The sequence below is a fragment of the Brachybacterium sp. genome, from assembly GCF_052095815.1.
Lineage (GTDB): Bacteria > Actinomycetota > Actinomycetes > Actinomycetales > Dermabacteraceae > Brachybacterium.
In genome coordinates, this window is the sequence record NZ_JBQDLF010000055.1 from 1 (window position 1) to 21484 (window position 21484).

Annotated in this window: 17 protein-coding genes; 8 read left to right on the forward strand and 9 right to left on the reverse strand. The window is 69.9% G+C overall.

The features are described from left to right. The first annotated feature begins 347 nt into the window (after positions 1-347). From ACTH43_RS16225 to ACTH43_RS16235, 3 genes are all read left to right on the forward strand, one after another. Positions 348-1130 carry a sugar phosphate isomerase/epimerase family protein gene (locus ACTH43_RS16225; protein ID WP_441445934.1) on the forward strand — a complete coding sequence of 261 codons (783 nt, stop codon included), beginning with the start codon at positions 348-350 and terminating at the stop codon, positions 1128-1130. Then, positions 1127-2119, forward strand: a complete 993-nt coding sequence (locus tag ACTH43_RS16230; protein ID WP_441445935.1) for a hydroxyacid dehydrogenase — start codon at positions 1127-1129, stop codon at positions 2117-2119. The genes ACTH43_RS16225 and ACTH43_RS16230 overlap by 4 nt, the downstream gene beginning before the upstream one ends. 156 nt (positions 2120-2275) lie before the next feature. Then, positions 2276-3340 carry a LacI family DNA-binding transcriptional regulator gene (locus ACTH43_RS16235; protein WP_441445936.1) on the forward strand — a complete coding sequence of 355 codons (1065 nt, stop codon included), beginning with the start codon at positions 2276-2278 and terminating at the stop codon, positions 3338-3340. 146 nt (positions 3341-3486) lie between these two features. On the opposite strand, the gene ACTH43_RS16240 is transcribed toward ACTH43_RS16235, so the two are convergent. From ACTH43_RS16240 to ACTH43_RS16255, 4 genes are all read right to left on the reverse strand, one after another. After that, complete coding sequence (locus ACTH43_RS16240) at positions 3487-4194, reverse strand: hypothetical protein (RefSeq protein WP_441445937.1); 708 nt, start codon at positions 4192-4194, stop codon at positions 3487-3489. A gap of 86 nt (positions 4195-4280) precedes the next feature. After that, complete coding sequence (locus ACTH43_RS16245; protein WP_441445938.1) at positions 4281-5186, reverse strand: carbohydrate ABC transporter permease; 906 nt, start codon at positions 5184-5186, stop codon at positions 4281-4283. 3 nt (positions 5187-5189) lie between these two features. Continuing rightward, positions 5190-6140, reverse strand: coding sequence for a carbohydrate ABC transporter permease (locus ACTH43_RS16250; protein WP_441445939.1), 951 nt, complete (start codon positions 6138-6140; stop codon positions 5190-5192). 46 nt (positions 6141-6186) lie between these two features. Continuing rightward, positions 6187-7500 carry an ABC transporter substrate-binding protein gene (locus tag ACTH43_RS16255; RefSeq protein ID WP_441445940.1) on the reverse strand — a complete coding sequence of 438 codons (1314 nt, stop codon included), beginning with the start codon at positions 7498-7500 and terminating at the stop codon, positions 6187-6189. A gap of 295 nt (positions 7501-7795) precedes the next feature. Here ACTH43_RS16255 and ACTH43_RS16260 point away from each other — a divergent pair, with 295 nt between their 5' ends. Then, a complete protein-coding gene (locus tag ACTH43_RS16260) occupies positions 7796-8908 on the forward strand; it encodes a substrate-binding domain-containing protein (protein WP_441445941.1) in 1113 nt (370 codons plus the stop codon). A 57-nt stretch (positions 8909-8965) separates the two neighbouring features. On the opposite strand, the gene ACTH43_RS16265 is transcribed toward ACTH43_RS16260, so the two are convergent. The 4 genes from ACTH43_RS16265 to ACTH43_RS16280 all read right to left on the reverse strand — a co-directional run bounded on the left by ACTH43_RS16265 (position 8966) and on the right by ACTH43_RS16280 (position 14469). Further along, on the reverse strand, positions 8966-11068 hold the full coding sequence (locus tag ACTH43_RS16265) for a heparinase II/III domain-containing protein (protein ID WP_441445942.1): 2103 nt from the start codon (positions 11066-11068) through the stop codon (positions 8966-8968). A gap of 76 nt (positions 11069-11144) precedes the next feature. Further along, positions 11145-12026 carry a sugar phosphate isomerase/epimerase family protein gene (locus tag ACTH43_RS16270; RefSeq protein ID WP_441445943.1) on the reverse strand — a complete coding sequence of 294 codons (882 nt, stop codon included), beginning with the start codon at positions 12024-12026 and terminating at the stop codon, positions 11145-11147. Continuing rightward, on the reverse strand, positions 12023-13309 hold the full coding sequence (locus tag ACTH43_RS16275; RefSeq protein ID WP_441445944.1) for a DUF993 family protein: 1287 nt from the start codon (positions 13307-13309) through the stop codon (positions 12023-12025). The genes ACTH43_RS16270 and ACTH43_RS16275 overlap by 4 nt, the downstream gene beginning before the upstream one ends. A gap of 5 nt (positions 13310-13314) precedes the next feature. After that, a complete protein-coding gene (locus ACTH43_RS16280) occupies positions 13315-14469 on the reverse strand; it encodes a Gfo/Idh/MocA family protein (RefSeq protein WP_441445945.1) in 1155 nt (384 codons plus the stop codon). 340 nt (positions 14470-14809) lie between these two features. Here ACTH43_RS16280 and ACTH43_RS16285 point away from each other — a divergent pair, with 340 nt between their 5' ends. The 3 genes from ACTH43_RS16285 (at position 14810) to ACTH43_RS16295 (ending at position 19331) form a co-directional block, all read left to right on the forward strand. Then, the gene (locus ACTH43_RS16285) at positions 14810-17104 is read left to right on the forward strand and encodes a glycosyl hydrolase family 95 catalytic domain-containing protein (RefSeq protein WP_441445946.1); all 2295 of its coding nucleotides are present in this window, start codon (positions 14810-14812) and stop codon (positions 17102-17104) included. Between the two features lie 74 nt (positions 17105-17178). Next, positions 17179-18720: a hypothetical protein gene (locus ACTH43_RS16290; protein WP_441445947.1), complete on the forward strand. Its 1542-nt coding sequence runs from the start codon at positions 17179-17181 to the stop codon at positions 18718-18720. A 77-nt stretch (positions 18721-18797) separates the two neighbouring features. Further along, on the forward strand, positions 18798-19331 hold the full coding sequence (locus ACTH43_RS16295; protein ID WP_441445948.1) for an AAA family ATPase: 534 nt from the start codon (positions 18798-18800) through the stop codon (positions 19329-19331). A 10-nt stretch (positions 19332-19341) separates the two neighbouring features. On the opposite strand, the gene ACTH43_RS16300 is transcribed toward ACTH43_RS16295, so the two are convergent. After that, entirely contained in the window at positions 19342-19833 is a 492-nt protein-coding gene (locus ACTH43_RS16300; protein ID WP_441445949.1) for a hypothetical protein, read from the reverse strand. 439 nt (positions 19834-20272) lie between these two features. On the opposite strand from ACTH43_RS16300, the gene ACTH43_RS16305 reads away from it, so the two are divergent. After that, positions 20273-21457 (forward strand): DUF222 domain-containing protein, encoded by a 1185-nt coding sequence (locus ACTH43_RS16305; protein WP_441445950.1) that lies wholly within the window; start codon positions 20273-20275, stop codon positions 21455-21457. Positions 21458-21484: the final 27 nt, after the last annotated feature.

Sequence of the window (21484 nt, forward strand, 5' to 3'; positions counted from 1 at the left end):
GCGAACAGGGAGATCAAACGTCCGCCCACAGGGAGATCCCGATGTCCCTTGACACCAGGGTCGGCGTGTGGAGCTCAGGCATCCGAGACCCCAGCGCCCAGGCCCCCTGGTCGTCGGTGACCAGGAGCAGCACATTGGGTCTCCGTTGACTCTGGCGTGGACCTGTTGCCATACCTTCCCCCTCAGAACATCCCGGTGACCTGCTCGCACCGCGGCCGTCTCCCCAGGGCCCGACCTGTCATAGTTCGGGACCCGCCGCCCTGTTAACCTATCGTGATCCTGTAACCGCTTTCCACACGGGGTTGAAGGCACCGCCCCCTCACCCTCGGTGTCGCCCAGGAGGGCCCATGATCCGCCCCGGACTCTGCTCCGTCACCTTCCGAGACCTCGACGTCGAGACCGTCGTCGGCCATGCCCGGGCCGCCGGGCTCGAGAGCATCGAATGGGCCGGCGATGCCCACGTCCCACCCGGCGACGCCGCTGCAGCCCGGCGCGCACGGGAGCTCACCGAGCAGGCAGGGCTCGCCGTCGCCTCCTACGGCTCCTACCTGCGCTTCGAAGGATCCGATGACGAGGCCCGCGCAGAGGGCGACGCGGTGATCATCGCCGCCCGGGAGCTCGGCGCTCCCCGGATCCGGGTCTGGGCGGGTCGCACCGGCTCCGCCGACGTCCCCGCCGAGGGGCGGGCCCTGATCACCCGTCGCATCCAACAGTTCGCCGACCGCGCGGCGGAGCACGGCATCGACGTCGGCCTCGAATTCCACGGGCGCACGCTGACCGACGAGATCGGCTCGACCCTGCGTCTGCTCGAGGAGATCGATCGCGCCACCGTGCTCTCGTACTGGCAGCCCCACCAGGGGATGGCCACCCCGGAGGCGCTCGAGACGCTCCGCGAGGTGCTCCCTCGCACCTCCACGATCCACGTGTTCTCGTGGTGGCCCACGAATGAGCGCCTGCCGCTCTCCCAGCGCGCCGAGCTGTGGCGGGACGCGTTCGCGATCCTCGCTGCGGAGGGCTCCGACCGCGATGCGCTGCTCGAATTCGTCCCAGCGGATGATCCCTCCCTGCTGCGCCGTGAGGCGGACTCCCTGCGCCATCTGATCGAGGCCGGAGAGGCGGCCGCACGATGAGGGCGCTGCTGGCGATGCCCGTGAGCCTGCCGCAGCGGATGTTCGACGCCGCCCAGCTGGCGCGGCTGCGCGAGTTGGCCGAGATCGACACCGCGCGCGCCGTCCCCGACCTCGCCGACGCCCCCGATGCGGTGCTGGCGGAGGTGGAGGTGCTGATCACCGGCTGGGGCTCGCGCCCCGTCGACGCCGCGGCCCTCGCCCGCCTGCCGCGACTGCGGGCGATCGTCCACACCGCCGGGACGGTGCGTCATGTCGTCACCGATGCCGTCTGGGAGAGAGGCGATGTGGTGGTCACCTCGGCGACCGAGGTGAATGCGGTGCCGGTCGCGGAGTTCACCCTTGCCCAGATCCTGCTGGCGGGGAAGCGTTCCCTCGCTCAGGAGCACCGCTACCGGGGCGATCGTGCGCCACGCCCGGCGGCCCGTTCTGCCTCCGAGATCGGCAACTACGGCGCCGTCGTCGGCCTCATCGGCGCCTCGCGCATCGGCGTGCTGGTGGCTGAACACCTGCGACCTTTCGACCTCGAGGTGCTCATCACCGACCCCTTCGTCGATGCCGCGACCATCTCCGCGCTCGGCGCGACAAAGGTGGAGCCGGAGGAGCTGTACTCCCGCAGCGATGTGGTGAGCCTCCATGCCCCGGATGTCCCCTCCACCCAGGGCATGGTCAGCCGCGAGCTGCTCGCGCTGATGCGGGACGGCGCCACCTTCCTCAACACCGCACGGCCCGCGCTGGTGGATCTGGACGCGCTGCGCGACGAGGTGGTCTCCGGGCGCCTCGCCGCGGTACTCGACGTGCACGACGACCTCGCCGATAACGACCCGCTCTGGGACGCCCCGCTGGCTGCGATCACGCCCCACATCGCCGGCTCGCAGGGCAATGAGCTGCGCCGGATGGGCGAGGCGGCACTCGAGGAGATCCGGCGTCTCGGCGCCGGGGAGCCACCGCGATATCCAGTCGACGCCTCCCGCCGGGATGTCTCCGCCTGACAGCTCCGTCTGGCACCACCCGGGGAATCTCACCATCACCATCCACAGCTGCAGACCATCGGGCGGTGTGTGGCGTCGTTATGCTTGTCCGATTCGGGGACAGCGTTTCCCAGTCCCCCTCCAGCCCATGACAGACCCTCAGCAGAAGGAGTCCAGATGCCCGCCGTGCGCCTCAGCGACGTCGCCCAGGACGCCGGGGTCTCCCTGGCCACCGCCTCTCGTGTGCTCAACGGCTCCACCCGCGTGCCGGGGAAGGCCGTCGCCGACAAGGTGAAGGCCTCCGCCGAGAAGCTCGGCTATGTCGCCAACGCCCAGGCGCAGGCGCTCGCCCGCTCCCGCTCGGGCCTGATCGGTCTGGTGGTGCACGACATCGCCGACCCCTACTTCTCGACCATCGCGCGCGAGGTCCAGCAGCAGGTGTTCGCCTCCCAGTCGCAGGTGCTGCTCACCCAGACCGACCGTGAGATCGACACCGAGATCCGGGCGCTGCGCTCCCTGCTCGCCCAGCAGGTCGATGCGCTGGTGCTGGTGGGCTCGCACCGCTACGGCACCGAGTCCGACGCCGCCATCGGCAATCTGCTCCAGGGCTTCGAGCGCAACGGCGGCAAGGTGGTGGGCCTGGGCCAGTCGCTGGGCGTGGGCCGCACCATCGTGACGGACAACGCCGCAGCGTCCCATGAGCTGGCCACTGCCCTGGTCGTCGAGGGACATCGACGGTTCGCGGTGGTCGAGGGCATCGCCGGGATCCCGTCGGCCGGGGACCGTACCGGCGGCTTCGTCGCCGCGCTCACCGAGGCCGGCATCGAGCCGGAGCTCAGCACCGCTGCGGACCTCACCCGCGACGGCGGCTATCAGCTCGCCGAACGGATCCACGACCACCTGCTCTCCTCGCCCGGCCCCGCGGACTCGCCGCTGTGCGTCTTCGCCCCGGCGGACGTCATGGCCCTCGGCGCGCTCGGCGAGCTGCGCCGCCGCGGCGTGGACGTGCCCGGGCAGGTCGCGGTCGCCGGCTTCGGCGGAGTCCCCGGGGCGGCCGACGCCAACCCGATCCTCACCACCATCGCGCTGCCGCTGGCCGAGATGGCGCGGCAGGCCGTGGAGTGGGCGCTCGAGCCGGCAGCGGCGAAGGACGCCCCTCCCGCGGACCACCCCCACGAGGTGCGTGTGCGCGGCGACGTGCTGCTGTGCGAGTCCACGGCGCTGGGTGCTGTCGCCGGCTGAGCGGCCGACCGCGTCCCGGTGACGAGACGACGAAGCTCGCCCTCGAAGCAGGTCGTGCGGTCTGTGCGCACCTGTTCAGGCCTGACGTGCTGCGCACCGCACCTCCGTGAGCATGCGCGGGAAAGGCGGGCGGGAGCCGCGGCGCATCAGGACGTGCGCAGCGCGGGCTTGATCGACCAACGCGTGTTGGCCCACACCACGTAGAGGACCAGCGAGGACGCCAGCACCCAGCACAGGATCGGCTGCCAGATCAGCCCGAGCAGCCCGATCCCCAGGACCAGCAGGCTGAGCAGCGTGAGCGGGAAGCTCCGCAGCATGGCGTAGCCCGCCGTACGGGCGAGCACCAGGGGCCCGGCGTCCGCTCTGTCGCTGACCAGTGCGCAGACCCCGAAGGCCATCATCAGGCTGAGCAGCGCCGCGATCAGCAGTGCGGGCGCGGCCATCAGCCCCCAGCTCTGCCCGAGCACCCATTGCGCATCGACCACCAGTACCAAAGTCGCCGCCATCGGCAGGGCCGTGGAGCGCAGCACCTTCGGTGCCGTGGTGCGCAGCACCCGCAGCATCGGGCGCAGCATCTCCTGTTCGGAGCAGCCGTCCCACCAGGAGTGCGGGACGCCCTGCGCCTCGCCGCCGGGCCCGTCGCCCGGCCCCTGGCTGACGTGGAACACCGGAGCGTCCCGGAAAACGCAGAAGCCGACGGTGATGATCGGCATCGCCAGATACAGCGCCAGGATCAGCGCCGGCGTCGCGGAGAGCGGGTTCGCTGCCAGCACGCAGAGCAGCACCAGGGGCAGCGCCCCGAGCATCAGCGCCGCGTTCAGCCGCAGCGCCCCGAACAGGAATCCCGCGATCATCGACCAGGTCTGTGCCGCATGATTGCTGGCCGGCGGTGCGTCGGGCCGCCTGGAGCCAGAGCGTCGCTGCATCGTGCGGATGCCGCTCACCCCTTGAGCCCGGAGGTCGCGATGCCCTGCACGAAGTGCTTCTGGCCGATCGCGAAGACGATCGCAATGGGCAGCACGGACAGCACGGAGCCGGTCATGATCGCGGCGTAGTCCGCGTTGTACTGGCCGATGAAGGTCTTCAGGCCGAGCTGGATCGTCCACAGGTCGGGGCTGCGCAGGTAGATCAGCGGGCCCATGTAGTCGTTCCAGGTGTTGGTGAAGGTGATGATCGCGAGCGCCGCGATCGACGGCACGGACAGCGGCAGCATGATCCGCCAGTAGATCCCGAACTCGGAGACCCCGTCGATCCGGGCTGATTCAGAGAGCTCCTCCGGGATCGTGTCGTAGAACTGCTTCATCAGGAACACTCCGAAGGCGCCGAAGGCCTGCAGCAGGATGATCGAAAGGCGGGTGTCGGAGAGTCCCATCGCGGACAGCATCTTGAACTGCGGGATCATGTACGCCTGCCACGGCACAGCGATCGTGCCGATGTAGACCAGGAAGAGGATGTCGCGGCCCGGGAAGCGGATCCTGCTGAAGCCGTAGGCGGCGAACGATCCGGTCACCACCTGCAGAGTCATCACAGCCACCGACAAGATGATGGTGTTCATCAGCCAGGTCGACATGTCCGCCTTGGTCCAGATGTCGAGGTAGTTGTGCCACTGCCACTCCTCGGGGAACCAGGTGATCGGGGCGGTGAACACCTCGTTGTTGCGTTTGAGGGAGGACAGCACCATCCAGGCGAACGGGAGCAGGACCAGCACCGAGGCGAGGCCGAGCATCACGTAGCGCAGCAGCCGCGCGAACCGGCGCAGCGGGCGGTCGGGCTTGGTGCGGAGCGGGGCCCGGTCGGCAGCTGAGGTGCCGGCGGAGGTGGGCGCCGGGGCGTCGATCGTGCTCATGGCTCACCGCTCCTTTCTGCGGTTGTAGATGAACTGGGTGATGGTCACGACCATGCACAGTCCGAAGAGGACGAGAGACACCGCCGAGGCATAGCCGAAGTCGTTCCGCTCGAAGCCCATGCGGTAGATGTACTGCGAGAGCACGAGCGTCGAGGTTCCCGGGCCGCCGTTGGTCATCACGAGGATCAGGTCGAGCACCTTGAAGCTGCCGATGGTGAGCATCACCGTGACGAAGAAGGTCGTCGGTCTCAGGCTCGGGATGGTGACGTTCCACAGGCGCTGGAGCCAGTTGGCGCCGTCCATCTTCGCTGCCTCGTGCAGCTCCGGCGGGACCGCCTGGAGCCCGGCCAGGAACAGCAGCATGTAGTAGCCGGTCTCGCGCCAGATGCTCACGACGATCACCGCCGGCATCGCCCAGGTGCTCGAGGTGAACCAGTCCGGAGGGTTCTCCAGGCCGATGAACCGCAGGAACTGGTTGATCGGCCCGAACTCCGGGGAGAACAGCATGTTCCAGACCTGCGCCACCGCGACGATCGAGGTGAAGTAGGGGAAGAAGGCGGCAGATCGGAAGAACGCGCGGCCACGCAGCTTCTGGTTGAGCAGCATCGCGAGCCCGAGCGAGAGCACGAGCGTGACCGGGATGTGCACGCCGGCGTAGTACAGCGTGTTCAGCAGCGCCGTCCAGAAGGTCTTGTCGCCGATCAACCGCCGGGCGTTGTCCAGGCCCGTGAACTGCGGCGACCCGAAGGCGGTCCACTTCGTGAAGGCGATGTAGAACAGCGCGAGCACGGGCCCCAGGGTGAGCAGCCCGAAGCCGAGGAAGTTGGGCAGGATGAAGGTCCAGCCCGAGAGGGTCCGGCGGCGTCGAATCGCGCTCTGGCGTCGGCGCTGCCCGTGGCGCTGGCCGGGTGGATCCCTCCGGTCAGCGGCAGGATCTGCGGTCAGCGTGGACATGTGTTCACCTCCCGCGGGGCGAGTCCTGCGCGCGTCGTGTCCGCCATCAGCCGACCAGGCCCTCGTTCGCGAGCTGCTCCTCGACCGCGGTCAGCGCCTCATCGACCGGCGTGGAGCCGGTGAGGATCTCCGAGTGGGTGTCCTCGAGGATGGTCTGGATGTCGTTGGTGAACTCGCCGACGGGGTTCTCGGGCCGGGTGTCGTTGTTCTGGAAGGCCGCCTTGGATCCTTCATCCTCCGGCATGCCCTCGAGGCCGAAGATCGTCTCGACCACGGCGTCGGAGAAGTACGAGGGGGTGATGCCGATTCCGGCAAGAGCCTGGGAGCATTCCTCCGAGACCACGTATTCGAGGAACGACTGGGCGGCCTCGAGCTTCTCCCCGGTCAGGGCGGCGTTGATCGCGAGGGAGGTGGGGTCGCCGAAGGTGACCGGGTTCTCCACCGTCGAGGAGTCGAGCTGCGGTACCGGTGCCAGTCCCCAGTCGAAGACGTCCGCGTCCCCGCTCTCGCGCTGGGCCAGCAGGGTGGCGATGTACCAGGAGCCCATCAGCGTCATCGCCGCCTTCTGGGTGCCGAACTGCGCCTGGTACGCGAGGGACTGGGACTGCGCGGTCGAGAAGGTCTCGGTGGAGCCTGCGTCCTGCATCGCCAGCGCGCGCTCGTAGTACGGCGCGAAGAAGCCGAGATCCCCGGAGCTGAGCTCCGCGCCCTCCGTCTGCGCGAGAGCGAATCCCTGCACGACGGACTTCCAGGTGTGGTGGTAGGTGCCCTTGGCGGGGGTGTCGGTACCCGCCAGACCCTCGGTCAGCTGCTGTGCGGCCTCGGCGTAGTCATCCCAGGTCCAGGTGCCGTCGGGGTGGGAGACGCCGGCCGCGTCGAACAGCTCCTTGTTGTAGTAGATCACCCAGGAGTCCTGCCGGTACGGCAGGGCGAAGACACCGTCGTCGACGGTGAGGTGCTCGAGGTTGATGTTCCCGTCCCCGGACAGGGACTCGGCGAGGGAGGAGACGTCGGCGAGAGCGCCGTTGCTCATGAGGTAGTGGTACGGCTGGAGGTTCTTGACCGGGAACACGTCGGGCGCGGACTCTGCGGACAGGTCGGTGGTCAGCTGGGTCTCGTAGTCGTCGGCGCTGTATTCCTTGATCACCACGACGACATCGCTGTTGACCGCCTCGAATCCTTCCTTGAGAACGGTGAACTCCGGGGTGGAGTCGATCGACCAGCCGGCCATCGTCAGCTCGATCTTGCCGTCCGCATTGCGGGCGTCGCCGCCTCCCCCTCCACAGGCGCTGAGCGCTGCGACAGGGGCGGCGACCGCGGCTGCGGCGAGCAGGGAACGGCGAGTAGGGGTGAACGTCATCGGTCTGTCCTTCCAGTGATGCCCGGGGCACCGGCTCCAACGGTGAAGTCTCCGCCTCGGGCGTGCAGGGATCGAAGGTGCTGCGGCACCGCCTCCGGCACCGCCGACCTCGGCGGGGCGCAGCGACTCTCGATCCATCAGAGCCCGCGGTGCGATCTGGCCCAGAGTCAACAGGATCACTTCTGTGCTGTCAAGCGCTTTCCTTATTCCTTATGATCCATTATGTTCTTTTATGATCACCACACCGCCGGTGTGGCACCGTGGCCCCCACAGGCGCCGAAGGAGGACTGAACCGATGAGCACTGCACTCCCGGACAGCAGACGGTTCGCGATCCTCGAGCGGGTCGCCCGCGACGGAGAGGTGCGGGTCACCACCCTCGCCGAGGACCTCGGGGTCTCCCCGATCACCGTGCGGCGTGACCTGGCCCGGCTCGCGCAGGAACAGCTCATCGAGCAGGTCCACGGTGGAGCCCGGCGCACCGCCGGGACCCCGGCGAGCCCACTCGGTGACGCCGCTGGACCCGCTGAATATGCCACCCAGGCCACCCTCGCGATCGTCGCCCCGTCCCTGCAGTACTACTGGCCCACGATCGTCAGCGGTGCCCGTCACGCCGCCTCGGAGCATGGGGCCAGGCTGCTGGTCCAGGCATCGTCCGCCAGCGCAGAGGACAACCTGGCGGTGCTCGACCAGCTCACCGCGGATCCCAGCATCGATGCCCTGATCCTCGCCCCTGACCTGCGCTCCGGTGCGGCCAGCGAGCGACTCCTCGAACGCCTGCAGGGCGTCCAGCTCCCGGTGGTCCTCGCCGAACGGAGCATGCACGCCTTCAGCGTGCACGGGCGCAGCTTCGACTCCGTGCGCACGGATCACGCCAGCGGTGCCGCCATGGCGCTCCGCCACCTCCGGGAGCTCGGGCACGAGCGCGTGACGATGCTGTGCGACCCCTTCAGCCCGACCCGGCCCCTCCTCGAGCAGGGGTTCGAGCGCGCCTCGACCGAGCTCGGATTCGATGCACGGCACACCCACACCGGCACCATCGACACCCACGGGAACTCCCCGTTCGAGGCGATTGATGCGTTCCTGGACCGGTGCCGGGAACAGGGGACGACGGCCGCACTGATCCATTCCGACGAAGCCGCCCTGCTCGTGCTCCAGCATGCTCAGCGGCGCGGCTGGTCGGTGCCCCACGACCTCTCGATCGTCTCGTATGACGACGAGCTCTCCGAGCTGGCGCATCCTCCGCTGACGGCGGTGGCCCCTCCCAAACAGGCCCTCGGTGAGCGCGCGGTGCTGCTCGCACTGGGTCGGCTGCGCCAGCCCGACTGTCCGATCGAACGGGTCGAGCTCCTCCCCTCCCTGCGCACCCGATCCTCGACCGCGGCCCCGAGACCGGCGATCGGTCGCTGACGCCTCACGTCACGGACGTCTCACCTCACTGACGTCGCACCTCACTGAGGCGGACCGTCACCGCGGCGCATCGCTCCCGGCGGAGCGCACCGTGACCGTCGCCGTCCCGGCATCAGCAACGGTCAGGCGCAGGCGGTGCACCGCTGCTCCCCAGGAGGCGGCGAGCAACGGGTCCCCGATCTCCCGGCGCTCGAGCGTCCCGCTGCCGAGCGCGGGGGCCCAACGGATCTCGGCGAGCGCCCCGGACGGAGCACGCACCAGCAGCAGGCCGGGGCGGTGGTCGATCGGGTCGCCGGCGATCACGTGGTTCAGCACCACGTCAGGAACGGCAGGGACGGCAGGGGCGTCCGGGGCGGACGCGCGCTCGGCGGGGCCGACGGGATCCAGGAGCCAGGTGTCCTCGATCCGCACCACGGCACCTGCCACGGCGCCCGGCTCGGCGCCCGGCCCGGCCCCTCGGTCCAGGGAGATGCTCCGGCGGTAGGAGCGCAGCCCGGCCTCCACCGGATACGCCGCCGCGAGCTCGAGCTCGAGCGTCGAGGTCGCCCCGCGATTCTGGTCGTCGGGAGTCGAGGAGCCCGACGCTGAGGAGCCCGTCCCCGACAGGCCCTGCGCCGATCGGCTCAGTCGTGCGGTCACCTCGCGGGCGCGGTACTCGGGGCCGACGCCCTGCTGGTGCCCCCGGATCTCGGGCAGGTTGTGCCAGGAGCTGGTCATGGTCCAGATCTCATAGCGGCGATCGGTGAAGGTCAGCGCGGTGTAGGTGGGCTGGCCGAGGTCGATCAGCACCGGGGCGCCATCGAGAGCGACCAGGTAGGAGCCCACGTCGAGGTGGTTGTGGGCCTCGTCGTTGTGACCGCCCTTGGCGGCGAGCGCGAGCCCGGAGGGATCACCCTCGCGTTCCCGCGCCACCAGCAGCTGGACCTCTGGCAGCCAGGTCCGGGCAGGGTACGGCGGTCGAGCTCCGGCGCTGTCGGCAGCCGCCCAGTGCTTGTCGCCGAGGGCGGTCAGCACCCGCCCGAGGCCGAGCTGGGGCTGCACCCGCGGGATCGGACGGTCGCCGCGATGGGCGAGGGCCTGGGCGACCACGTCGTCCGCGCCGAGGTGTCGGCCCCAGCGGTGCAGCACGTCCCAGGGCAGCTCGTCGGCGGGAGGCCGGGCCGGGCCGTCGGCGACGTTGACGAACCAGCCCCCACCGAGGTCCATGCCCTGCGGATAGCGCAGCAACCGGGCGATGACGTCGATTCCTGTCACCGCGTCCCGGCTCAGGGTGCCTCCGGAGGCGGTGATCAGCAGGTCGATGGCTTCCAGCAGCCGCGAGGCGCCGTTCCAGAAGTAGGAGAACCCCTCATCGATCCCCCCGTCGGCCGGGAAGGAGGCGAGGTAGCGGTCCAGCTGAGCGATCGAGAGGGCGAGGACGGCATCGCGGGTCCCGCGGTCCGACTCCTCCTCGAGCAGGAAGAGGGCAGCGGTGAGCAGATGCTGATGGATCCACCCGGTCCAGTTGTGCGCCGCCCCATGCAGCCAATGCCAGTCGCGACGCGCCAGGTAGGGGTCGAACACGCGCCGCCGCGCCTCCCATCGCAGCCGCTGCCGCAGCCCCGGCACGCGCTCGTCGAGCTCCTCCCCCAGGGCAAGATCCGCCCAGGCGATCACCTGGAGGGTCTGTGCCGCGCCCAGATCAACGATCGGCGCCTCCGGATCCGGGACCACCCATCCCCGCAGGTCATGCGCCTGTTCGTGGGCGACCCAGCACCAGGTCGAGAGCTCGCACAGCAGCATCAGCCCGTCGGCCGCCCGGTCGACCCAGCGGGCCTCCCCCGTGGCGAGGGCGGCGAGCACGGCCTCCCCGGTCATGATGCCGAGCCGGCGCACCTCGTCCTCATAGTCGGTGCGCACGCCCTCGCGCCAGAACCGCGTGTACCGGCTCAGCAGCGGGAAGGGCAGCGGATCCGCGGCGGACGCGAGCGCCGGGGCGGTCATCGCCTCCCGCAGCTGCACGGAAGGTCGGGCGGGAAGGGGGATCCGTTCCCGCGCCCCATCGAGAGCCCGGGACAGCTTGATGGGCAGGACGGCGCGAGCAGCTGCCTCCGGGCCGACGCCATGCTCATCCTCAGCATCGACCTCGAGTCCCCACGCAGTGCGCAGCGGCGATGTCATCTCCACGATTCGGTCCCTCAGCTCAAGGCTCCATCCGATTGCCCGACTCCTCCCGCTCGTTCCTCGCAGTTCGTCGTCAGGCGAAAGGCAGCACCAGCTGTTCGAAGCGCTCGGCGATGATCTTCGCGGACTCGTCGGCCGGGGTGGCCCAGACGTCCTCGTTGAAGATCTCGACCTCGATGTCGCCGGTGTAGCCGGCGGCCTTGATCATGCGGGTGATCGACGGGAAGTCGATGAAGCCGTCGCCCATGTAGCCGCGGGAGTTCAGCGGCTCCGCGGCCAGCGGCAGGTTCCAGTCGCACACCTGGTAGCTGAACAGGCGATCCGCTGCCGCGGCACGCTGGATGGCGCGCTCGAGATACGGATCCCACCACACGTGATAAGTGTCCACGACGACACCTGCGGCCGCGCTGCCGGACGCTTCAGCGATGTCGAGGGCCTGGTCGATGGTGGAGACCACGGCGCGGTCCGCGGCGAACATCGGGTGCAGCGGTTCGATGGACAGCGTCACCCCGCGCTCGGCGGCATAGGGGGCGAGCTCGGCGACGGCCTCGGTGACCCGGGTCCGGGCGCCGATGATGTCCTTGTCCGCCTTGTCCACTCCGCCGACGACGAGCACCAGGGTGGGCGCTCCGAGTGTGGCGGTCTCGTCGATCGCGCGACGGTTGTCCGTCAGCGCCGCCTCCCTGTCGACCTCGGCGGAGGCGGTGAGGAAGCCGCCGCGGCACAGGCTGCTCACGCGCAGCCCCGCATCGTCGACCCGGCGCCGCAGGGCATCCAGCCCGACCTCCGCGACGTCCTGGCGCCACAGACCCACCGCGTCGATCCCCCGGGCGGTCGTGGCCTCGAGGAAGTCCTGGAGCGGGGTGGTGCGGAAGCTCCAGCGATTCAGGGACAGGCGCGGGGTCCCGGTGCCGAGCCGCGCGGAGGGCGAGGTAAGGGAGGGTGAGGTGGTCATGCGGCATCTCCGTTCGAGGTGGTTCCATCGGCCGCGATCTCGTAGCCGGCCTGGCGCAGCATGCCGTGCCAGCGTTCGGCGGCCAGCGCAGGTTGCTCAAGATTGCCGGTGGTGGCGGCGAGCTCGATGGTGCGCGAGAGGTGCGGGAGGCTGCGGGCCGAGTGCATGCCGCCCACCATGACGAACGCCTGCTGGTGGCCGTTGAGCCAGGCCAGGAAGGCGACCCCGGTCTTGTAGTGGGGGGTGGGGGCGGAGAAGATGTGGCGGCCCAGCTCCTCTGAGGCGTCCAGGATCCGCGAGGCCTCGGCTGGATCGCCCGCATCCAGCGCCTGCACTGCGGCGGACGCGGCGGGAGCGGTCGCGGCGAAGGCACCCAGCAAAGCGTCGGAGTACTTCCCGAGCACCTGCTCTCCCCCGGTATCGGCGGTGAAGGTGCCGTCGCCCACGATGAGGTGGGAGAAGTGGAAGTCGTCCCCGGTGAGCATCCGCACGCCCTCGGGGAGCCGCTCGCGCACCGCGATCTCTGCGGCGTCATCCAGCAGGCTCATCTTCACCCCGCGGATCTTCGCGGGATCCGCCTCGATGATGCGCAGCATCGTCTCTGCAGCGTCCGCGCTCGTCGAACTGCCGAAGTAGCCCTCGAGCTGCGGATCGAACACGGTGCCCAGCCAGTGCAGCACGACAGGTGCGGTGGCCGCGTCGAGCACCCGGCGGTAGACGTCCTCGTACTCGGCCGCGGTCGTCGCGGCGCGCGCGAGGTGGCGGCTGGCCATCAGCACAGCGCCGGCGCCGGTGGCCTCGGTGGCGCGAAGCTGTTCGATATAGGCCTCGGTGATCTCGTCCAGGCTGAGCTCATGCTCGCTGCGCTGGTCGGTGTTGACCCCGGCGACCACCAGATCGCTCACTGTCGCACCGGCCGGGAACACGGCGGAGATCTCCGGATCCGCGAGCGCGGCGCGGGCGGCGTCGGCCGTGCGAGTGATGAGCTCGCGGGTCGCGACCGGATCCAGGCCCATGTTGCGCTGGGCGGTGTCCATCGCGTCGGCCACCCCGAGCCCGCGGGACCACATCGTGCGGCGGAAGGCGAGCGTGGCATCCCAGTCGATGTCCGCCGGGGCGCCGGGGGTGTTGTCCCCGTGCACCTGCGGGACCACGTGCACCGCCGCATAGACCACGCGGGAGCGCAGCGGCGCGGTCGGCGTGGCGAAGGCGGGCGCGCCGGCGAGCGGTATCGAGCGCAGCGCACCGCCCTCATCCAGCAGTGTCAGCTGCAGGTCACTCACGGCGCTCACACCTCCGTCAGCGGGTCGAGCGCGATCCGACGACCCTCGGCGGAGCTGGTGAGCCCGGCCTCGGCGAGGCGCACGCCCCGAGCGCCCGAGAGGAAGTCGAAGGGGTACTCGCGACCCTCAACATAGTGGCGCAGGAAGTCCTCCCACTGCACCTTGAAGCCGTTGTCGAACTGCTCGTTGTCCGGCACCTCGATCCAGTCGGCCCGGTAGTCGTGGCCGTCCTTGACATCGGGGTTCCACACGGGCTTCGGGGTCGCCTCGCGCGGCTGGATGCGCGCGCCGTGCAGGCCGACGACGGCGCTGCCCTTCGTGCCGTCGACCTGGAACTCGACGAGCTCATCGCGGTGGACGCGCACATCCCAGCTGGAGTTCATCTGCACCACGGTGCCGCCCTCGAGGCGGAAGACGCCGTAGGCCGCGTCGTCGGCGGTCGCGACGTACTCCTGGCCCTTCTCATCCCAGCGCTTCCCGATGTGGGTGGCGGTCTGGGCGTAGACGTCCTCGATGCGGCCGAACAGCTCCTCGATGACGTAGTTCCAGTGGGGGAACATGTCCGCGACGATGCCGCCGCCGTCCTCGCTGCGGTAGTTCCAGGAGGGGCGCTGCGCCTGCTGCCAGTCCCCCTCGTAGACCCAGTAGCCGAACTCGCCGCGCACGGAGAGGATCTCGCCGAAGAAGCCGGAGTCGATCAGGCGGCGCAGCTTGAGCAGGCCGGGCAGGTAGAGCTTGTCGTGGACGACGCCGTTGACGGTGCCGTGCTCCTTGGCGAGTGTCGCGAGCTCGAGCGCGTCCTCGAAGGACTCCGCCGTGGGCTTCTCGGTGTAGATCGCCTTGCCGGCGGCGATCGCCTTCTTGAGGTTCGCGACCCGCAGGTTCGTCACCAGCGCGTCGAAGTAGACCTCATAGTCGGGGTTCGCGAGCGCCTCATCGACGTCGGTCGTCCACTTCGTCAGGCCGTGCTTCTCGGCCACTCCGCGCAGCTTCTCCTCGTTGCGCCCGACCAGTAGCAGGTCCGGCAGGAGGCGGTCGCCGTCAGCGAGCTCCACGCCACCCTGCTCCTGGATGGCGAGCAGGGACCGCACCAGGTGCTGGCGATAGCCCATCCGCCCCGTGGCGCCGTTGACAATGATCCCGATCCTGCGTGTAGCCATGCTGCTGCTCCCTGGTGTCCCGTGGCCCGCGAGCTTCGATGCCCGACGGCAACCGCTTTCCTTTCGTCCATTAGATCATGGTGTCGACCACTGGGCAAGCCCTTGCCTGCGCTCGCGCGCCCCGCCCCACCCCGCTGCCACCTGGGCGCCCCACCTGGGCATCCCTGCCCGGAGCCCGCCGCGGAGCCCTGCGAGGCGGCAACATCGGGCAAGGAGTGGCTCCGCTCGCAGCAGTGCCCGTAGGAACATCGGTACAGCGGTCTCTCCGGGGATGCGGTCGACGACGGCGCATCGGGTGGGCAGGCCCAGCTCATCCCGCGCCCCATGAAAGGCACCCTCCGTGACCTCTCCCCTCGCCCTCCACCGCCAGGGCCCCGCCGAGCGCTGGCTCGAAGCTCTCCCCCTGGGCAACGGGCGCCTCGGCGCGATGATCTGGGGCGATCCCGATGCCGCCCGGTTCTCGCTCAACGAATCCACCCTGTGGTCCGGCGGGCCCCAGACGGATGCTCCGCACCGCACCGGCCGCCGCGAGGCCGGAGCGGCCCTGGCCCGTTCCCGTGCCCTGTTCGAGAACGGCGACGTGCCCGCGGCCCAGCAGGAGATCGAGCACCTGGGTGCGTCATGGTCGCAGGCATATCTGCCGGTCGGCGACCTGTGCGTGCGTTTCGAGGGCATCGGGGAGGCCGGCTCTCCCGCTGCCGTGCCCGCTGTTCTGGCGGAGCGGATCCTGGACCTCGAGCACGCCGAGCACCGGGTGCTGGGCGAGTCCGGGGAGCAGCTGAGCTTCATCAGCCGGGCCGACGAGGTCCTCGTCCACACCGCACCCTGCCCCGACGGCGCAGTCCCGTCCCTCGAGTTCACCTCTCCCCTGGTCGAGGAGCGTCGCGAGGCCAGCGCCGACGGGCTCACGATCCTGCTGCGCGCCCCGTCGGACATCCCCGCCGGGCAGTTCCGACGCGAGCAGGAGGTCGCCTGGGAGAGCGCCGGGGCCAGCCGTGCGGCGGTCGTGGTGCGCTGGCAGGTGCAGCACGAGCGCCTGCTGTTGGTCTGCGCAGTGGCCACCACCTGGCAGGGCCTCGGGCAGGCTCCGGACAGAGACGTGCAGGAGGCCATCGACGAGGCGTCGGCACAGGCGGAGTCGGCTCTCGCCCGCGGTGAGGACGAGCTGCACCGGCGCCATCGCGCCACCCCGCTGCCGGGCGCCGGCGAGGTCGCGCTCGAGCTGAGCGGCTCCCCCGAGGCGGAGCTGCTCGCCACCAGCTTCGCCTACGGCCGCCATCTGCTGGCCTCCGCCTCACGACCCGGGCTCCCGCCCGCGAACCTGCAGGGCTTGTGGAACGCGCGCCTCGAGGCACCGTGGTCCTCGAACTACACGGTGAACATCAATCTCGAGATGAATCACTGGGCGGCCGGCGTCGCCCAGGTGCCGGAGGCCGCCGCGGCGCTCGAGCAGTACGTGGCGATGCTGCGCACCGCCGGGCAGGAGACCGCGCGCCGGCTCTACGGGGCCGACGGCTGGACGGTGCACCACAATTCCGATCCCTGGGGGTACACCGATCCGGTGCGGGGCGAGCCCTCCTGGTCGACCTGGCCGATGGGCGGGCTATGGCTCGAACGGGAGCTGGACTCCCTGGCGAGCTTCAGCGGACGCGACGCGGTCGAGATCGCCCGCGACCGCTTCCCGGCGCTCAAAGAGGCGGTCTCCTTCGCACTCTGCCTGCTCCATGAGAGCGCCGACGGCCATCTGGCCACCTTCCCCTCGACCTCGCCGGAGAATCTCTGGCTCACCGACGGGGCCACGCCCGGTGGCGCCGCGGTCAGCCTCAGCGAGGGCACCGGGATGGACCGATGGCTGCTGCACGAGTGCGCCCAGCACCTGCTGGAGGCCGCGGCGCTGCTGGGCCAGGAGCAGGATCCGGTGGTGCAGCGCACAGCCTCGGCGCTCGCGCTGGTGCCGGGCCCGAGGATCGGGGCCGACGGCCGTCTGCTCGAGTGGCATCGCGATGGTCTCGCCGAGGCCGAACCGCATCACCGGCACGTCTCCCACCTGGGCTTCCTCTACCCCGGCAACGGCCCGGTCGATTCGCGGACGGAGCAGGCCGTGGCCCGCTCCCTCGAAGCCCGCGGAGACGACGCCACCGGCTGGTCCCTGGTGTGGAAGGCCTGCCTCTGGGCACGCCTGCATCGAGGAGATCGGGTGCAGGCCCTGCTCGAGCTGTACCTGCGCCCCGCCGAGACCGCCGACGGCGAGCGCAGCGGCCTCTACCCGAACCTGTTCTCCGCCCATCCGCCGTTCCAGATCGACGGGAACCTCGGCATCGTCGCAGCCCTCGCCGAATGCCTGCTGCAGAGCCATCGCAGGGAGATCGAGCTGCTCCCGGCGCTGCCACCGGTGATGGCCGACGGGTCCGTGCGCGGGCTGCTCGCCCGCCCCGGTGTCGCGGTGGACATGGCGTGGAGCGACGGCGCTCTCACCTCTGTCCAGCTGCAGGCGACGGGCCCGGGAGCGCTCGGCACGCACCGGGTGCGCTGCGGGAACCGGGTGGTGAGCGTCCGGTTGACCGGGATGGAGCCGGTGGAGCTCAATGCCGCCGCCCTGCACAGCCCGCGGACGTCTGAGGTCGCGGAAGTCTGACACCATGGCGCCGGCTGCGGATCCCGGCGAGGGAAGGACCGCGAGCCTGCTGTCGACAGAAGGTGCGTGATGCTGTGAAGGCACGAGGACAGGGTCGAGCGGTGCTGCGCGGTCGGGCGGTGCTGAGCCGTCGAGGGTTCGCGGGGGTCGTCGGACTCACGGCGCTCGCGATGACCGGGACCCTCGGCGCCTGCACCGACGAGGAGGACGGGCAGCTCCGCATCGACGTCGTCGACGCCGCCCCCGCCTCGACCGTGCTGCCCGGCGAGGATCTCGTCCAGACCGCGCTCGCCCTCAGCTCCGCCCTGTTCGCGGCAGCCAATGCGGTCGTGGTCGCGACCCCGCAGACTCTCGCAGCACTCGCTCCCGTGAGCGCCTCCACCGGCATGCCGCTGCTGGTCGGCACCGGCCAGGGCGTCAGGGAGGAGATCTCTCGGCTCGGGGCCGTCGCCGTGGTGACCGCGAGCGGCACGGACCTCAGCGCGCTCGATGACGGGTTGGAGATCGTCGAGGACGATCCCGCGGCGCAGGATGACCCGGATCTGCCCGAGCTCAGCAGGTCCGGGCCGAGCGTCGCGGTGACCCTGCTCGTGGACCCCGAGGCAGCACTTCCCACCCAGGTCCTCGCATCGGCCGTCATCCAAGCCGTCGGCGGCAGCCTCGCCGAGATCCCCGGCGGGGTGCTCGGCCGCAGCAGCGAGACGATCGCGGCGGTCGCGGAGGCGGCGGGCGAGGATCCGGCCACCGGCGTGCTCGCACTCGGGGCGAGCTTCGGCGCGGCCGACGACTGGCCCGCCGCCCTCGAACGGACGCTCCGCACCCCGCAGCTGCCGGGCGGCGGCCACACCGCTTTCCCAGACCGGCGGATGATCGCCGCCTACGGCTCCCCCGGCGTCCCCTCGCTCGGAATCCTCGGCGAGCAGGAGATGCCGGAGGCGATCACGCGGATCCAGGAACTCGCCGCGGAATACGCGGGCCTCACCGGGGAGCCGGTGATCCCGGCCTTCGAGATCATCACCACCATGGCCTCCTCGGAGCCGGGCGGGGATGGCGACTACTCCACCGAGCGAGATCCCGAGCTGCTGCGCGAATGGGTCGAGGCAGCCGGCGAGGCCGGGGTCTATGTGGTGCTGGACCTGCAGCCCGGCACGACGGACTTCCTCACCCAGGCGCGTCTCTACGAGGACTTGCTGACCGCACCTCACGTGGGCCTGGCGCTGGATGCGGAATGGCGGCTCGAAGCCGGACAGAAGCACCTCGCACAGATCGGATCGGTCTCCGCGGCCGAGGTCAACGAGGTCGCCGAGTGGCTGGCCGCCCTCACTGCCGAGCACAGCCTCCCGCAGAAGCTCCTGATCCTCCACCAGTTCAGCCTGTCCATGATCAGCGACCGGCAGGACATCGACACCTCCCACCCGGAGCTGGCGATCACCCTGCATGCCGACGGCCATGGGGCGCCCGGGGACAAGCTCGAGACCTGGCGGGCCCTGCAACGGGATCTGCCGGAGGGGATCTTCATGGCGTGGAAGAACTTCTACGACGAGGACTCCCCCATGTTCACTCCGGAGCAGACCTACGAGGTCGAGCCCCGGCCCTGGTTCGTCTCGTACCAGTGAGCGTGTACCGGTGAGCGGCACGCGGCGCCATAGGGTGAAGGGTGCGATAGGGCGCGTCCGGGCCCGAGAATAGAAGCATGCAGCGTTCCAGGATCCTCATCATGGGAGCCAGCGGCTCCGGGACGACGACGCTCGCGCGCGCCCTGGCCGATCGCTGGGCTGTGCCCCATGCCGATGCGGATGACTACTTCTGGCTCCCGTCCAGCCCGCCCTACACCCGGAAGCGGCCCGCAGCAGATCGGATTGCTCTCATGGAGGCCATCTTCGTGCCGCGTGAGGCGTGGGTGCTGTCCGGCTCGCTGCTCGGCTGGGGGGAGAGCGTCGTGGCACAGTGCGATGCCGTCGTGTTCCTGACTCTTGATCCGGAGGAGCGCCTGCGCAGGCTCGAGACCCGCGAAGCAGTCCGGCGAGCGGGACAGAGCTTCGATCCCGCTGCCTGGGAGGAGTTCCGGAACTGGGCTCGCAGCTACGACGATCCGTCCTTCACCGGGCGCAGCCGGGGAGGCCATGAAGCGTGGCTCGAGTCCCTGGAGAAGCCGCTGCTGCGTCTGGACAGCGCCCTGCCCGGAACTCGGCTCGTCGACGCGGTGCTCGCCTGGGACCAGTGCTGACCTCTCCTGCTCAGCCGGCCCGCAGGTGCGCGAGGAGCAGACCGATCGGGATGCTCACCACGGTCAGCACGAGCACCGCCCGATAGGTCCACGACGCCCAGACCGGGCCCTTCGCGCCGCGGCCGACGGCACGGATCATCAGCACTATCGTCACCACGAGCAGCAGCCCGCCGACATCGACGATCCACGGCGACGAGAGCATCGTCCCGACGATCACCGCGAGGCACCCCAGGTTCCAGGTCAGCAGCTCAGCCCGGAGCATGCCGGGCGAGGGACGCCGCGCCGCGAGGGCGTGCTGGGACACGCCGAGACCTGCCTGCAACACACCGCCGACGAGCACCTGGAAGGCCGCAGCCCAGGAACCGTGCTCGAGCGCGAGCGGGCCCGTCACCGCGGCGACCAGCCCTCCCGTGATCACCCAGACGCCGGCGATCACACGAAAGGGCAGATCCTCCCGAAGGGGTGTCCCCTTCGCGGGCCCGGAGTCGACATGGTCGGTCATGTCGACCATTCTCTCGCGTCTGCGAGGGGCGGCTGGGGCGGGCTGGGGGCAAGCTGTCGAGGCCCGCCGGATCGCTACCGGCCGGATCACTACCGGCCTGGCTCCTCCATCCGGATCGCTGTCGGCCTGGCCCCTCCATCCAGATCACTACCGACCTGGGCCCCCCGGCCTGCCCCCTCCCCCAGCTGTGCCGCCACGCGGCCCTCACCGTTCCTCCCCACAGCAGGGTTATCCACATTTCCTCCCGCCATACGACAGCATTTCCGAATGTCATCTCTCCTCCACACTGCCGGGTTATCCACAAAATCCACAATTGCGCCTCCGGCCCTAGCGGGAAGGCGTCCCTTGGCGTAAAATATTGAGAAGAGAAGGAAAGTTGAACGCGATGCTTGATGCACAGCTTCCGAACGTGCAAGAACGACCGAGAAAGGGGCGGGGAATGTCTTCCACCATGGAAACACGGCCGCCCCGAGGCTCCGCCGCCTCCGGCAAGAAGGCAGCTGGCCAGTCCTTGCAGGAAGCCTCCGAACCCGCCCGAGAGACGGAGCCCCCGCGCACGCCGGTCCGCGCCCGTAAGCCGCTGGATCCGGAGGGCTTCGCCGCGCACGCCTGGTGCGAGCCAGGGTCTCTCGAGGTCCATGCGGCGCAGGAACTCTTCGCCACGCATCATGAGGAAGCCCGCGGCTACGCAGAGCGACTGCGCAAGCTTGCGACGCTCTGGGACGACACGGATGGCGCGGATGACGACGGAGACACCTACGCGATCCTCGTCGCCGATGCGCGTCGAGTCACCCTGGACCAGGCTCGGTCGCTGCTCCGGGATGCCTGCACCGCCGTCACCTCCCTCCCACGCACCCTCGCACGCCTCGAAGCCGGACACCTCCCTGTCGCCTGGTTCGAGCAGCTGCTGCGCCGCGTGCGTCGTCTCACCTCCGACCAGTGTTGGCAGGTCGATGAGCGGGTGGCGGACTGGGATCTCGAGAACATCAGCTGCGATCGGTTCTCTCGGGAGCTCGGGAAGCTGATCGCCTGGTTCGGCACGACTGCCGTGCGGTCCACGCCTGCCGAGCAGCGCGACGTCGCCCTCGAGGTGAATCCGGAGCATGACGGCACCGCCCGCCTCGGGATCACCGGGCCTGTCCACGAGATCATCGCCCTCTCCCACCGCCTCGACGCCGCCGCGCGTGCTGTCCAGAACGACCAGCGCCATGCCCTCGAGGAAGGTCGCCCCGTCCCCTTCGACATCGATGGCGACGCCGCCCGCGACGGCCACCATCTGACCCTCGCGGCCCTGCGCTATGCGATCCTCACCCGCACCATGCTCGACACCGGGGGCATCGAAGTCCCGGGGAGTCGACTTCGGCTCAACGTCGTCGTCCCCGCAATGACGCTGCTCGGCGAATCAGAGGCCCCCGGAACGATCGACGGAACGATCCCGCTGCCCGCGTCGATGGCCCGCCACCTCGCGGCTGGCGAAAGCACCTGGTACCGAATTCTCACCGAACCCGCCAAAGGCGCCTTCCTCCCACTGCATCCCACACGATATTCGCCCACGCCTTCGATGCAAGAGCATCTGCGCCTCCTCGATCCCGTATGCGGGCTCTTCGCGGTTCATGGTGAATGACCCTGCTGTAGCGGGTATTCACGCTAC